At 44.0% G+C, this 13,280-nt stretch carries 10 protein-coding genes; 2 read left to right on the top strand and 8 right to left on the bottom strand.

Annotated features, from left to right (window positions below):
• Positions 1–9 precede the first annotated feature (9 nt).
• From JMW94_RS02160 to gmk, 8 genes are all read right to left on the bottom strand, one after another.
• A complete protein-coding gene (locus JMW94_RS02160) occupies positions 10–1,896 on the bottom strand; it encodes a monovalent cation:proton antiporter-2 (CPA2) family protein (RefSeq protein ID WP_055124702.1) in 1,887 nt (628 codons plus the stop codon).
• A gap of 75 nt (positions 1,897–1,971) precedes the next feature.
• Positions 1,972–2,676: a hypothetical protein gene (locus JMW94_RS02155; protein WP_201600458.1), complete on the bottom strand. Its 705-nt coding sequence runs from the start codon at positions 2,674–2,676 to the stop codon at positions 1,972–1,974.
• A gap of 590 nt (positions 2,677–3,266) precedes the next feature.
• Positions 3,267–4,457, bottom strand: a complete 1,191-nt coding sequence (locus JMW94_RS02150; protein WP_201600455.1) for a cation diffusion facilitator family transporter — start codon at positions 4,455–4,457, stop codon at positions 3,267–3,269.
• Between the two features lie 211 nt (positions 4,458–4,668).
• Positions 4,669–6,954: a primosomal protein N' gene (locus JMW94_RS02145; protein ID WP_201600452.1), complete on the bottom strand. Its 2,286-nt coding sequence runs from the start codon at positions 6,952–6,954 to the stop codon at positions 4,669–4,671.
• Between the two features lie 233 nt (positions 6,955–7,187).
• Positions 7,188–7,568: a RidA family protein gene (locus JMW94_RS02140; protein ID WP_160022297.1), complete on the bottom strand. Its 381-nt coding sequence runs from the start codon at positions 7,566–7,568 to the stop codon at positions 7,188–7,190.
• Between the two features lie 280 nt (positions 7,569–7,848).
• Positions 7,849–10,047 carry a RelA/SpoT family protein gene (locus tag JMW94_RS02135; protein WP_045444214.1) on the bottom strand — a complete coding sequence of 733 codons (2,199 nt, stop codon included), beginning with the start codon at positions 10,045–10,047 and terminating at the stop codon, positions 7,849–7,851.
• Between the two features lie 405 nt (positions 10,048–10,452).
• Positions 10,453–10,713, bottom strand: coding sequence for a DNA-directed RNA polymerase subunit omega (rpoZ, locus tag JMW94_RS02130; RefSeq protein ID WP_045444217.1), 261 nt, complete (start codon positions 10,711–10,713; stop codon positions 10,453–10,455).
• Positions 10,714–10,910: 197 nt separating this feature from the next.
• Positions 10,911–11,537, bottom strand: coding sequence for a guanylate kinase (gene gmk, locus JMW94_RS02125; protein WP_055124697.1), 627 nt, complete (start codon positions 11,535–11,537; stop codon positions 10,911–10,913).
• A 482-nt stretch (positions 11,538–12,019) separates the two neighbouring features.
• On the opposite strand from gmk, the gene ispH reads away from it, so the two are divergent.
• The gene (gene ispH / locus JMW94_RS02120; RefSeq protein WP_201600436.1) at positions 12,020–12,976 is read left to right on the top strand and encodes a 4-hydroxy-3-methylbut-2-enyl diphosphate reductase; all 957 of its coding nucleotides are present in this window, start codon (positions 12,020–12,022) and stop codon (positions 12,974–12,976) included.
• A 52-nt stretch (positions 12,977–13,028) separates the two neighbouring features.
• Positions 13,029–13,274 (top strand): hypothetical protein, encoded by a 246-nt coding sequence (locus JMW94_RS02115; protein ID WP_045454149.1) that lies wholly within the window; start codon positions 13,029–13,031, stop codon positions 13,272–13,274.
• Positions 13,275–13,280 lie beyond the last annotated feature (6 nt).

The raw sequence follows: 13,280 nt of genomic DNA, 5'->3' as shown, positions 1-13,280 counted from the left end.
TACAAATACTTATGTGTTAGAGTCAGTTGCAACGTCGTCCTTTTTATCAACGGGTGTTGCTTTACTTTTTAGCGCGTCATAAAAATCCGTTAAGTCCATTTTTCGGGCTTTATCAATGTCTTCATCAAACAAGCTTTCTAGCTCTGCCATCGCTGATTGTGCGGATTCAATCATGCTGGCTTCATCATCATAGATCGCTTGCTGACGTTCAATCAAGTCATCGTCGTAATCGCGGAAGGTTTGCACTGTCTCGCGCGCTTTTTCTGGTGAGATGCCAAGCAGTTGTAGCGATTCACGCGACATATCCAAGGACGATAGGTAAGTCTCACGCCAAATATGACGCACACCGACCTCACGCAATCGATAATAATGCTGACGGTCACGTGCCCTTGCCAAGACAATCAAGTCTGGATAGTTTTTACGTAAGTATTGAGCCGTGGTGATAGAGCGCTCTAAATCATCGATGGCCAAAATAAACACACGGGCTTTTTTAATACCAGCCGCGCGCAATATCTCAGGGTTTTTTGGGTCGCCATAATAGACTTGGTTACCAAATTTACGAACGAAATCGACACGATTCGCTGAGCGTTCAATGGCGGTAAATTCGATGTTGTGCATGCGTAGTACACGACCAATAATCTGACCAACGCGCCCAAAGCCAGCAATAATGACTTGATGTTCATGATCGGGGATGGCATCGTATTCGCGGCTGGGTTTGCTTTTGGCAAATAACGGCTCACCGATTTTCTCAAGTAACAAAAATGCCAGTGGTGTGAGCGCCATGGAGATGGTGACGATAAGGTTCAGGGTGTTAGCAAGCTCAGGTCGCAACACATTTTGAGCAGTAGCGACACTGAATAAAACAAAAGCAAATTCACCACCTTGAGCGAGCGTCACACCTAGTCTGATACTGGTTGGCCAGCGATTGCCTGATATCTTTGCAATGGCGGTAATGACACCAAATTTGATAGCCATCAATGCCATTGCACAGCCGATGATAAAGATAGGTTTTGCCAAAATGAGTTTGACATCAGTCAGCATACCGACCGACATAAAAAATAAGCCAAGTAGCAACCCTTTAAACGGCTCAATACTGGCTTCTAGCTCATGGCGATACTCAGAATCTGCAAGCAGTACCCCTGTCAAAAAAGCACCCAATGCCATGGATAAACCAATTTGACCCATCAAAATAGACACACCCATCACGATAAATAGCGCAACGGCGGTCAGCAGTTCTGATGCACCACTAGAGGCTACAAACTTAAAGAAGGGACGAACGACATAACGACTAGCAAAAATCAGTCCAGCAAAAACCGCAAAAACTTTGCCAAAATAAATCAAATCATAACTTTGTTCGCGCACCCCTGATAGGAAAGGAATGACGGCTAGCAAAGGGATAACCGCAATATCTTGGAATAATAAAATCGTGAACGCTTCACGACCGTGGGTGCTAGAAAGCTGCTGTTTTTCCGTCAGTATTTGTAGTACAAAAGCTGTGGACGACAAGGCAAGGCCAAAACCGACGATAAAAGCAGTATCGAGCTGTAAGCCAAAAATTTGATGTAACAGCCCCATTAATAATGTGCCAGTCAGACCAACTTGCAAACCACCGAGGACAAATATCGAACGCCGCAGTGCCCATAATCGTGAGGGTTGCAGCTCAAGCCCGATAATGAATAGCAGCATGACCACGCCAAACTCAGAGAAGTGTAATAAGCTCTCAGCATCGCCTGCGACGTCTAGACCACTGGGCCCCAATATCAATCCTGTAATGAGATAACCTAAGACCGTCGCAATGCCAAAACGTTTACCAAGGGGTACAAAGAGCAGGGCTGCTCCTAAGAAGATTGTAGCTTGTAACATTAAATTTGGTGAGCCGGTGGCGGCAGCGAACATCTGGAATCCTTAGCAATCATGATAAAATAAGCGGTACAATACGGGCATGGCAAAAATAAAAAATCTTAGCATACGTTATTTTTTACGATAAATCTTCCACACACCATTATCGGCAAGTGGATTGTTATAAGCATCGTTACGGCGCTTACGCGGGGTCTGGCGACTGTCTACGATTTTGAAATCGGGCAGCGCATGGACGATAAGACCCGTTCGATAAAAACGTACGCGTTCAGGCTCCAGCATCTCGCCCTTGCTATCACGGCAAAATACATAGGCGCGCAAATCAATAAATTCACGATGCGCCACCAAACGCGCCTCATCATCATTATCGAATACTGCACTCATACGCGCAATTTCATCAGCACTATAGTCACCACACTTATCAGTAAGCGCACCGACCGAACCGAAGCTTTTGGATTCTTTTGCACGGGTCTTGGTCAAATGTAGCCTTTGCACATGATAGATAAATTGCGGTATCTCAAGACTGGCTGGTAGCGGCAGATGATCGGGCGGTAGGTTGGCCGCAGGATAAAACGCCATGGCGCGCTCAAGCAGATTATGCCAACGCTGCTGATATGCTTGGACTTCGGCGATATTGCCTTCATAAATTGGCATATCACGAATTTGACGTAAAATATCAGGTGGAAACTGCTCATCTCGAAAGCTAGCAATGTCTTCTTGCAATGTCGATAACAATGCTTTGGCATGCTTTTTACCCTCTGCTGAGATAGGGTCATCAATGTGGCTTGGAGCAACAAAAGGAGCTGAGCGTCTCGACATGGCAGAAAATAATCCATTAATGGTAAATTGGGTGTTTCAGCTTTAAGTATACAGAATTTATATGAAAAATATGGCAGTGCGGCTAAATTTCCCATCATTTTTAACATGCTATTACAATGCTAAAAATCGGTGTGATATAAGCTTATTTAAAATAAAGCCTGTTTATGTCGGCGCATAAGAAGTTAAATTCATGCACGATGATTAGCCAACTGATAGTAAGTTGCGCGGATTATTGAAGATTTTTAGCAAAATAATTTTAAGGATTTTCGAGGCAGGACTGGCGCGGTTATTTGGATTTTGGTTGCTGCTTGCGTCATATATGGCAGCTGGTTATTTGACATCTGATTATTTAACGCACATCAGGACTGACGCATGAGAGTTTTGGATTTGAATCATATTCTTATCGTTGGGGTTAGGTATCTGATTAATCACAGCGCTTTGGCTAATTGGGTGCATACGGCGTTATGATTGCCGTCACTTGATAAAATGTCGCAAATCATAGGCGACGTTCAAATGGATATTTAAATGAAGAATGGTCTTTTCAATGTTTAATGTCTGACTTTCAAAGTCTGATTTTCAATGTCTTATGCTTAATGATTGTGACCAATATGATTATTGCCCTCTGCTTGTTGTTCTGAGATGTCGCAGACCAGCGCATCGCTATGTGCCTCAGTCTGCGGATGTGATGCGCTTTCTACCTGAATGGTGGCATGATGGATACCAAGCGTAAGCAAGCTTTGTTCTAAATTGGCAATCAATATGCTGGATTCATGAATACTGATCTCGCCATCGACAACGACGTGACAAGACAAGGCATTTAGACCACTGGTAATACTCCAAACATGCAAATCATGGACTTCTTGTACTTGCGGATGGGTAAGCAGTTTTTTTTCGACATCCACTAAGGATATGCCTTCTGGCGTGCCTTCCATCAAAATATGTACGGAATCACGCACGACGCGATAACCACTAAATAATATCAGTATCGCGACAATCACCGAGGCCGCTGCATCCGCCCAAATCCAGCCGAAGCTCATCATCAAAAGCGCGGCAATAATAGCGGCAACCGAACCCATTAAGTCACTCAATACATGCAGGTAAGCGCTTTGCATATTAAGATTGACTGGTTTTTTACCCGCATTTTTTCCTTGAGTGTCTTCAAGACTATCTTTATGACTACCAGCATGACTGTGACCATGTGCATCTTCGCCGCGACTGCCTCGATGCATCAGCCACGCAACCAAAATATTGACCAACATACCGATAGTAGCAACGATAAGCATGCCTTGGGTAGCAATTTCAGGCGGTGAATTAAAGCGCTTAATCGCCTCATAAAAAATCATTAGCGCAATAATGACCAGCGTCGCACCATTGACTGTTGCGACTAAAATCTCAAAGCGTTTATAACCAAACGTCTTTTGATGAGTGGCTGCTTTTTCACCAATCTTAAAGGCCATTAACGTCGCGCCAAGTGCGATTGCATCACTTAGCATGTGACCTGCATCAGATAATAGCGCCAAACTTCCAGTCAGCCAGCCACCGATGGCTTCAATAAACATATAGCCTGTGATAATGATAAAGCTAAACAGCAAGGTGCGCTGATAGCCCTTGGTATCTCGCGGGGCTGTTGTTTGCTCTAAGTGTTCATCGTGATCGTGAGTGGCTTGATTGTCATGAGTGTAGTTGCTCTCATCCTCTTTATGCAGATGGTTAGCCACATTAACAGTATCATTCTGATGAGAATGGTTGCCTTGTTCAGCGTTTGATTTATTTTGACTCATAACAACACTCAGAATGACAGAAGAGGAAATTTGATTGCTTATAAGGCTGGGCTTGCTGTTCGCGGACTAGCCAGATATAAAGAATTTAGCATATTTAATAAACGCTTGCTGTATCTAGGCAGTAAACGATGAATGAGCTATTTTGAATAACCTTCTTTATTAACGGCGAGCTACAGCAGATTAATTGGGTTTAAAGAGTAATAGTGAGAAGTTACCAGCCAACAGGGTCAATATCCAGAGTCAGCTTCAGATATTTGGCGCTTGGAAGGGCAAGTACAGGCTGCCACCATTGGTTTAATACATGGTGTAATTGTTGTCGATTTTTGCCTAAAAGTAGCAGTTGTACGTGGTAGCGACTGTTCTTTTTACTCATTGGTGCATCGATAGGTCCTAGTACGGCGAGATTATGTCCATTTGGCAGAATGGCGATGGCATCTTTAAGGGCTTGGGTCGTGGCAGCAAGGGTTTTACCTTCACAGCGTATCAGGGCAGCATGACTGTGTGGCGGTAAACCCATCATTTTACGCTCTTGCAATAGCTCACGAGCAAAAGACAAATAACCATCTTTGACCAGTTTTAATAGCAGCTCATTATCTGGTTGCAGCGTTTGAATGAGTACACGACCAGATTTATCACCGCGACCGGCACGCCCAGCCACCTGAACCATCAATTGCGCAGTATGTTCCGGCGAGCGAAAGTCGGCGGACAAGAAACCACGATCGGCGTTTGGCAAGCAGACAAGCGTAACATTGGGGAAATGATGACCTTTGGCGACCATTTGCGTGCCAACCAAGATGGCAGGATTGCCTTGATTGATACGCTGATAGATATTCTCCCAGCTGTCTTTACGCCTGGTGGTATCGCGATCGATTTGGATAATGGGATATAGCTCTTTGCTGGTTTGCGGATTGGCAAAAATCGCATGCAGGTTTTCGCTGAGCCTTGTCGTGCCCATCCCTTTGGCATCCAAATTTTGACTGCCACAATCAGGGCAAACTTTTGGAATATAAGCTTGCCAGTCGCAGTGGTGGCATTTTAGATAGGAGCTACTATAAGCGTTGTGTTGGGAATGGCTATTGTAATGAACGGTTAAATGCGCGTCGCAGCGCGGACAATCTGCCTGCCAACCGCAAGCTTCGCATAGCAAAACTGGCGCATAGCCGCGACGGTTTAAAAATATTAATACTTGATCGCCCGCTTCTAGCGTTTGCCGTATTGCCCCAATAAGCGCATCGGTCAGCCCAGTATCATAGCGCGCGCCGTCGTCCGTCGTTTGTTGATGAGTACTTTGCAGGCGCGCATCAATCAGCTGCATGGTCGCAAGCTTCGCATTACCGGGACGAGTTTGCAGTTGGCACTCCACCAGCTTACCGTCATCGACCAGTTTTAGATGCTCAAGAGATGGCGTCGCCGTACCCAGTACGACAGGGATATTGGCTTGTAGTCCGCGATAAAGTGCCACGTCGGCGGCATGATATCGCAAGGTATCTTGCTGCTTATAAGAGCCATCATGCGCTTCATCAACGACAATTAAGCCCAAATCTGCAAAAGGATATAGCACCGCTGAGCGTGTCCCAATAATGATTTGAGCGTGACCCGTACGGCAGTCTTGCCAGCCTTGTAAGCGATGAGTATTATTCATGCCAGAATGCAATAAGACAATATGAGCGGCAAAGCGACTGGCGAAACGCGCGCGCGTTTGCGGTGTCAATCCAATCTCTGGTACCAAAATCAATATCTGCTTGCCAGCTTCCAATACGGCTTGCATCGTTTGCAGATAGACTTCTGTCTTGCCACTACCAGTGATGCCATTTAATAAAAATCCCGTGTAGCGCTTGGCTTCATGAGCCGCAATAATGGCGGTAACGGCGAGTTGTTGCTCGTCATTGAGATCAAGGGGCATTTTTGCTAATTTAACAGGCGCAGGTGATTGTTTGGTCTGAATATAGCGCTCGATTAAACCTTTGTCTTCAAGCGCCTTTAAAAAACTCCGCTCCATGCCCTCTAGTAATAAAACATCTTCACTCGCGCCGCGCTCGCCATGCAGCTTAAGCATATCAAATTGTTGTTTTTGCTTTTTGGCGTTGGTACGAAAGTCATCGTCGCTTGCATGCGGAAAAATTCGCCAATGGGTAATCAGTAAATCCAGCGGCTTACCTTGACGAACGAGAGTTGGCAGCATGACTGCTAAAACGTCACCAAGCGGGTAGTGGTAATAACGCGCCAGCCAATGTGCCAGCTTTAGCATACTGGTCTCTAAAATAGGCTCAGCATCCAAGCATTTATTGATAGGTTTTAGCTTATTAAGTGGCACGCTGCTATTTGCTTCTGGAATATGAGCAACGACGATACCGATTAAAGTTTGACGACCAAAGGATACTTCGACACGGCAGCCAATATGGGGTAAAGAAGGGCTTGATAAGGCGTTTATATCTGCTGGTACGCTATAGTCAAATACCCGATAAAGGGGCACGGGTAGAGCAACTTGTACCAACATAGAATGCGTTCCCAGTTTCAGGTAAATGTTTTTTGGATAAACAGTTTTTAGATAACCAGCTTTTGGATAACTGGATTGTAATATTGATAAGAATAATAGCAGTAAGCCCAAATAGTGTTATTTGGGCTTACTCTGGCATTACTTTTTAGCAGTGGCTTTTTTGACGTAACGACTGGAGAATTAAGTACGTCTATGTATTAAGCCTCACCATTTACATGATGATATTGCTTCATTTACTCAATATATAAAATTGACTCAATCTCGACCACACCGCCTTTAGGTAACGCTGCTACTTGGACGGCTGCACGAGCAGGATATGGCTCGCTTAGATTGGCAACGAATACTTCGTTTAAAACAGCAAAATCACTCAAATCTGTTAATGACACGTTAAATTTAACCACGTCATTTAAGCTGCCACCAGCCGCTTCACAGATGGCTTTGATATTTTCGAACACTTGCTCAGCCTGTGCTTTAAAACCTTCTTTTAATTCCATGGTATCAGGGTCAAAACCCAGTTGTCCTGAAATATAGACGGTGTTACCGACTTTGACGGCTTGCGAATAAGTACCAACGGCAGCAGGTGCTTTATCAGTTTGAATGGTTTGACGAGTCATATTATATATCCTTTTTATCTTTTTCTGGTTTGGTAGGTAAGGGCGCATTATTCATCATTTACATTTCATTTTTCATCGTGCAAATGATGACACGCTCTACGTTTATTTGCTAAAAATCAAAAAACACAGTTTATCATTATTTCAGGTCTTTCTAAAATTTTCTAAATCCATTATTCAATGTTCTATTGAGTGAGTGTTGGTGGCAATGTATCACGCGCACTACACCACGTGCACTACACCACGTGCACTACACCACGTGCACTACACCTTATTACCAGCACTACAGCTGATACAGCCTGATGATATTTGGAAAACCTAGCAAGGAGCGTAGTTCGCGAATGCCTTGTGCTAGATGATTGCGGCTACGAACGATGATATGAATGATGGTATCACTACTGCGCACGTCTACTTTTTCTACCCCGATATTTAATTGGCGTAAATGATAGATGACTTCAGTAATTTGTTCGTCGCTGAGGGCAATAGATAGCTTTAAATAAGCTGGAAAGCGAATCTTTCCGGTATTTTTTATGTCATGCTCGCCAGCGTCACCTTGTTTTACGGCCTTGTCATTACGCCAGCGCAGTTGTATAACCTGATAAGGATTGTCTTTACGAATATCGTCAAGTGAAAAGCACTTGTGTCGATGAACAACCAGACCGTGACGGGACAAGTGACCGACAATAGGGTCACCATAAATAGGATGACAACAATTGGCAAAATCAAGCTCAACCCCAGACGCATTGACTATCAGCTGCTGTGGTTGGGTCATATCATCGCTGTGTTCTTGTGCTTGCAAATCATTGACTTCATCGCTAAACAAGCGAGTTACTACCAGCTGTGGTAATAACGTACCAGAGCTTATTTGCTCGAATAGTTCGGATTTTTCGGTCAAGCCACGCCATTCAGTGAGGTTTTTCCAATCACTATCGGTTAAGTCATCGAGACTTTTTTGATAGGTTTTTAGCGCCCGATCTAAGGCTTGTTGACCATGGTGTTGCTTATCAGCAGGAGACAAGTCTTTAAACCAACGCAAAATCTCTTCACGCGCTTTATTGGTCACGACAAATCCTAGCCATTCTGCTTTTGGTTCTGAGTGGCTATTGACTTCTATTTCAACCAGCTGCCCATTCTTAACGACTGTGCCAAGTTTGGCTTTTTTGCCATCGATATTGGCGCCAACGGCTACATTGCCGACCATCGGTCCGACAGCGTAAGCAAAGTCTAGTGCGGTTGCGCCTTGTGGTAGCTCATAAGCGCGACCCTTTGGACTATAGCAGATGATTTTACTGGAGTGTAGGTAATCCATCAGCTCATTAATGGTAGAGACTGCCGCTGAAAAGTCTGGGCTATTTTCATCTAAGCTGTCTTCATCGACCAAGTCTTTCATATTGCGTAATGAGGCTTGGATAACCGATTGGCTAACGTCTGAGGCATGCTCTGCACCGATGACACCAAGCCGCGCTGCGCTTTGCATTTGCTTGGTCAAAATCGTCACTTTGACGACATCGTTATCGCGCTCATAGATAAGCGTGAGCGACTGATTGCCACCCGGTAGCGGACGACGAATATTATCAGCGATATGAGAATCATCAATCTGGTATTTTTTAATTAAGTAATAGGCCAGCTTGTCACAGGCTTCGACATTATCGAGGACAATCTCAAAGGCATAATGACGGAGCAGAGCGTTGATTTCACCGCGATTGCGGAAAAACTGACGGTAGATGACCACGCGATTGTCTAAAACTTTGACCAGACCATTCAACCCCAAATTATTGAGGACAATACTTAAATAGCGATGTATGGCCTCTCTTTGAAAGTTACGCCCAAGCCCGTGCTGTAGTAGCTTGTCAGAAAGTTTGTTGTACATGTCAGAATCAAGGTTACGGTAACAGAGCACCTCAATATAATCGGCAATATCATTGAGACCCATTAGCCGCGCAAACGGCACATAAAAGTCCAACGTTTCTTGTGCTGTGGTGCGTTGTTTTTCGGGGCGTACCGCATCTAGTGTCGACATATTATGTAAGCGGTCAGCAAGCTTAATAATCAATACGCGTGGGTCGGCAAGGGTGGCTGTCAAAATTTTATGAAAGGTGGCTGCTTTGTTTTGCTGTTTATTGTGTGAGGACGACTTTAGCTTAGTCACACCGTCGACCAGTCTCGCCACTATTTTGCCATAGCGCTGCTCAATCTGCTCATCGCTCACCTCGGTGTCTTCGACCGTATCATGCAAAATCGCTGCAATAATCGTATCTCGATCCAAACGAAAACCTGCCAGTATCTCGGCCACCGCAATCGGGTGGGTGATATAAGGCTCTCCTGATTTACGCTTATCTTTGATGTGCGCAATATCACCGAACTCACAGGCATCAATAATATCACGGCGTTCAGCAGCAGTTAGGTAACCTACTGAGCGCAGTAAATTATATTGAGCCTCATCGACTAAATGATGGCTGAGTTTGGGTAAGGTTTGACTCATAAAGTAACGATCCTATTTTCCATTACCTGTTTGCCTGACTGTCTATCGGGTAAATGGTGACTGAATGAATGCTGGAATACTATAAATATAAAAAATTTCGAGAAAAAAATAGGTAGACCATCCTCTAATTAATCGTAAATCGCATTCAATGTCAACTGCTAAGCGAACAGGTGCTATAAAAATTTAGAAATTCTAACTCAATGGTAGGTTTTCAGGTATAAATGGTGACTAAAACAGTCAAAGCAATATCACAGCAACCAGCCATTACAACCAAAAAACCACAGCCTATGCTGTGGTCTCTCGTCAATATGTCATCACTGTGTGGATTTGTCTTATAAGGCAGTGGTTAGCTTTATAGGCTTCATACGACAAATCTTCAATGCTGTATCTTAATAATACAGTGTCTTAAAAACCATGATCGCCTGACAGTGCCAAATCTAATGAACTGGTGGCAAAGTTGTGCTCTGGCTGATTTAGGATATCGCGAGTGATTTTACCAGCAGCGATTTCACGCAATGCCAATACCGTAGGCTTGTCATTATCCACATCAACCAATGGTTCTGCGATACCTTTGGCCAATTGACGTGCGCGTTTGCTTGCCACCAAAATCAGTTCAAAGCGATTATCAACATTATCCAAACAATCTTCAATCGTCACTCGTGCCATATGTAGCTACCTCGGTTGTTTTTATTAGTCACGGAGCTTGCCCGCCACTCAATAAAAATAATATCAAAATATAAAGGGGGATAGCGAGACATTATAGCATTTTTTGCCCAGCCGCGTAGTTGCTTTTTGCGTGTCTATTAACGTATCTATTAATAAGCGCTCATCGACTGAGTTGACAGTAGTATTTCGCTCTTGCTTTACTCTTCTACTTTATTACTAAGTAAATTGCTGATGGTGCGATGATACCGCTGCTGTTGACGCTTAAGCGTCTGCCTGTCCGCCACGATAATGGCTTTTAGCTCAGTCAAAGCGACCTCAAAATTGTCATTAATAATCACAAAATCAAAATGGACATATTGCGCCATCTCAGTCACTGCGCCAGCCAGACGTTGCTCTATTACCTCCATAGTATCTTGCCCACGCGTCGATAGACGCTGACGTAAAGTGGCAATACTTGGCGGTAAAATAAAAATCATAATGGCGTCAGTAAAGATTTTTTTGACTTGTAGTGCGCCCTGCCAATCAATCTCTAAAATAACATCGACGCCTGCTTCTAACTGCGTCCGCACGCTTTGCTCCGAGGTGCCATAGTAATTACCAAAGACCTCAGCATGTTCTAAAAACTTGTTTTCACCGATAGCAGTCACAAACTTTTCGACATCGGTAAAATGATAATGATGACCATCAATTTCGCCGGGACGCGGCGTGCGCGTGGTGTGTGATACGCTGACGGTTAAGTCGTTAGTCGTGGCAAGTAGCTGCTTTACCAGTGAGGTTTTGCCCGTACCTGAGGCGGCAGTAATAATAAATAATGAACCTGTCATACAATGTGTCCTAATGGAGTGTGTGCTAGTCAAATCTGTGCGAGTAAAAGAGCCAAAGCTGTTTTAGTAAACAATTCAAAACTGGTAAAAAGAAAAATCGCCATCATGTATGGCGATAGACATTGTCATCGATGCACTATTATAAACTGCTTTTGTGGCTTTTATTTTAATTAAAGCCGCCTTTGACCAGTCGTTATCATCGAAGCGGCGTAAAGATGGCATAGGGCGACTTAGTATAAATCACATTTTTGGTGCATTAAGTGCAGTTAACGCTGCCACTATGGAGAAATACTTTGAACGTATGAATATGTGGGTGCTTCTAGTTAAAACAGCCTCTAGTACCGTGCTATTTTCAAAGGCAATAAAAGTAAATTATGCTAAAGTAGCGTAATGAATTCATCCCAATTTTTGAGTTAAAGCTTTTGACAGTAATGTCGTGTATTTAAGCTTTAATAATAAATTATCTAATGATAGGCTCTCTTATGCAAATTTATCTTGCCAATCCACGTGGATTTTGTGCTGGTGTGGATCGCGCGATTGCGATTGTGAACGAAGCATTGACACGTTTTGAACCGCCTATTTATGTCCGTCACGAGGTGGTACATAATAAATTTGTCGTCTCTGATTTGGCCAATCGCGGTGCGGTCTTTGTGGAAGAACTTCATGAAGTGCCAGATGGCTCTATCGTTATTTTTTCTGCTCATGGCGTATCAAAAGCTGTTGAAGATGAGGCTGAGCGCCGTGATTTGACGGTATTTGATGCCACTTGTCCGCTGGTCACTAAGGTACATATCGAAGTCGCTAAATTTGCGCAAGAGGGTATGGATGCGGTATTGATTGGGCATGCTGGACATCCTGAAGTGGAAGGCACGATGGGGCGCTTTAACCGTCGCCACGGCGGTCACATTCATTTGGTTGAAAACGAAGCTGACGTGGCAGCATTGAGCGTAAAAAATGCCGAACGTTTGGCATTTGTTACCCAAACGACCTTATCTATGGATGACACAGCGCGCGTTATCGATGCACTGCGTGAAAAATTCCCTAGTATTCAAGGTCCGCGCAAAGACGATATCTGTTATGCCACGCAAAACCGCCAAGATGCGGTAAAAGACTTAGCCAGTCGCTGTGAGGTGGTCTTGGTGGTTGGCTCGCCCAATTCATCAAACTCTAATCGTCTGCGTGAGCTGGCTGAGCGGATGAGTTGCCGTGCGTATTTAATCGACAATGCCAGTGAGATGGATAAAAGCTGGTTGGATGGTGTGCAGAGTATAGGCGTCACCGCTGGCGCATCAGCACCCGAAGTACTGATTCAAGAAGTGCTACAGCAGCTGCAAGATTGGGGTGGTGATTTACCGAGTGAGCTATCAGGGATCGAAGAAAATGTCACTTTCAGTCTGCCTAAAGCCTTGCGTATCCCAGTCACCCAAGTGGGTAAGTAGATAAGGCTTTGTACAAGACATCTAATAGGTAACGTATAGTAGGTAACGCAAAATGAAAAAGCAAAAAAAAGGATTTGTATTGGCAGAAGCCACTCTCGGTGAGGTTAACAAACAATTGAAAGTGAATTTGTTTGTCATCGTGGTGGTGGGATTCGTGTTAGGTAGTAATATTCTGCATTTTATGCGAGAAAAGAGTGTTTTTTATGGTGTATTAATTGCCGCGATGGTCGTTGCATTATTTTTTGTCATTAAGAGTCGACAGGTTCTTAAACTAAAACAACAAGAGCTTATCAAATAAATCATA

The sequence above is a fragment of the Psychrobacter immobilis genome (genome assembly GCF_904846185.1).
Taxonomy (GTDB): domain Bacteria; phylum Pseudomonadota; class Gammaproteobacteria; order Pseudomonadales; family Moraxellaceae; genus Psychrobacter; species Psychrobacter immobilis_B.
Note: the sequence above shows the minus strand (reverse complement) of the source record. Positions and strands in the feature narration are given on the sequence as shown.

Bases quoted from the DNA above. Each gene is read 5' to 3' on its own strand.
- JMW94_RS02115 (WP_045454149.1), top strand. From the start codon at position 13,029: ATGAAAAAGCAAAAAAAAGGATTTGTATTGGCAGAAGCCACTCTCGGT.
- ispH (WP_201600436.1), top strand. From the start codon at position 12,020: ATGCAAATTTATCTTGCCAATCCACGTGGATTTTGTGCTGGTGTGGAT.
- JMW94_RS02140 (WP_160022297.1), bottom strand. From the start codon at position 7,568: ATGACTCGTCAAACCATTCAAACTGATAAAGCACCTGCTGCCGTTGGT.
- gmk (WP_055124697.1), bottom strand. From the start codon at position 11,537: ATGACAGGTTCATTATTTATTATTACTGCCGCCTCAGGTACGGGCAAA.
- JMW94_RS02135 (WP_045444214.1), bottom strand. From the start codon at position 10,047: ATGAGTCAAACCTTACCCAAACTCAGCCATCATTTAGTCGATGAGGCT.
- JMW94_RS02150 (WP_201600455.1), bottom strand. From the start codon at position 4,457: ATGAGTCAAAATAAATCAAACGCTGAACAAGGCAACCATTCTCATCAG.
- JMW94_RS02160 (WP_055124702.1), bottom strand. From the start codon at position 1,896: ATGTTCGCTGCCGCCACCGGCTCACCAAATTTAATGTTACAAGCTACA.
- JMW94_RS02145 (WP_201600452.1), bottom strand. From the start codon at position 6,954: ATGTTGGTACAAGTTGCTCTACCCGTGCCCCTTTATCGGGTATTTGAC.
- JMW94_RS02155 (WP_201600458.1), bottom strand. From the start codon at position 2,676: ATGTCGAGACGCTCAGCTCCTTTTGTTGCTCCAAGCCACATTGATGAC.
- rpoZ (WP_045444217.1), bottom strand. From the start codon at position 10,713: ATGGCACGAGTGACGATTGAAGATTGTTTGGATAATGTTGATAATCGC.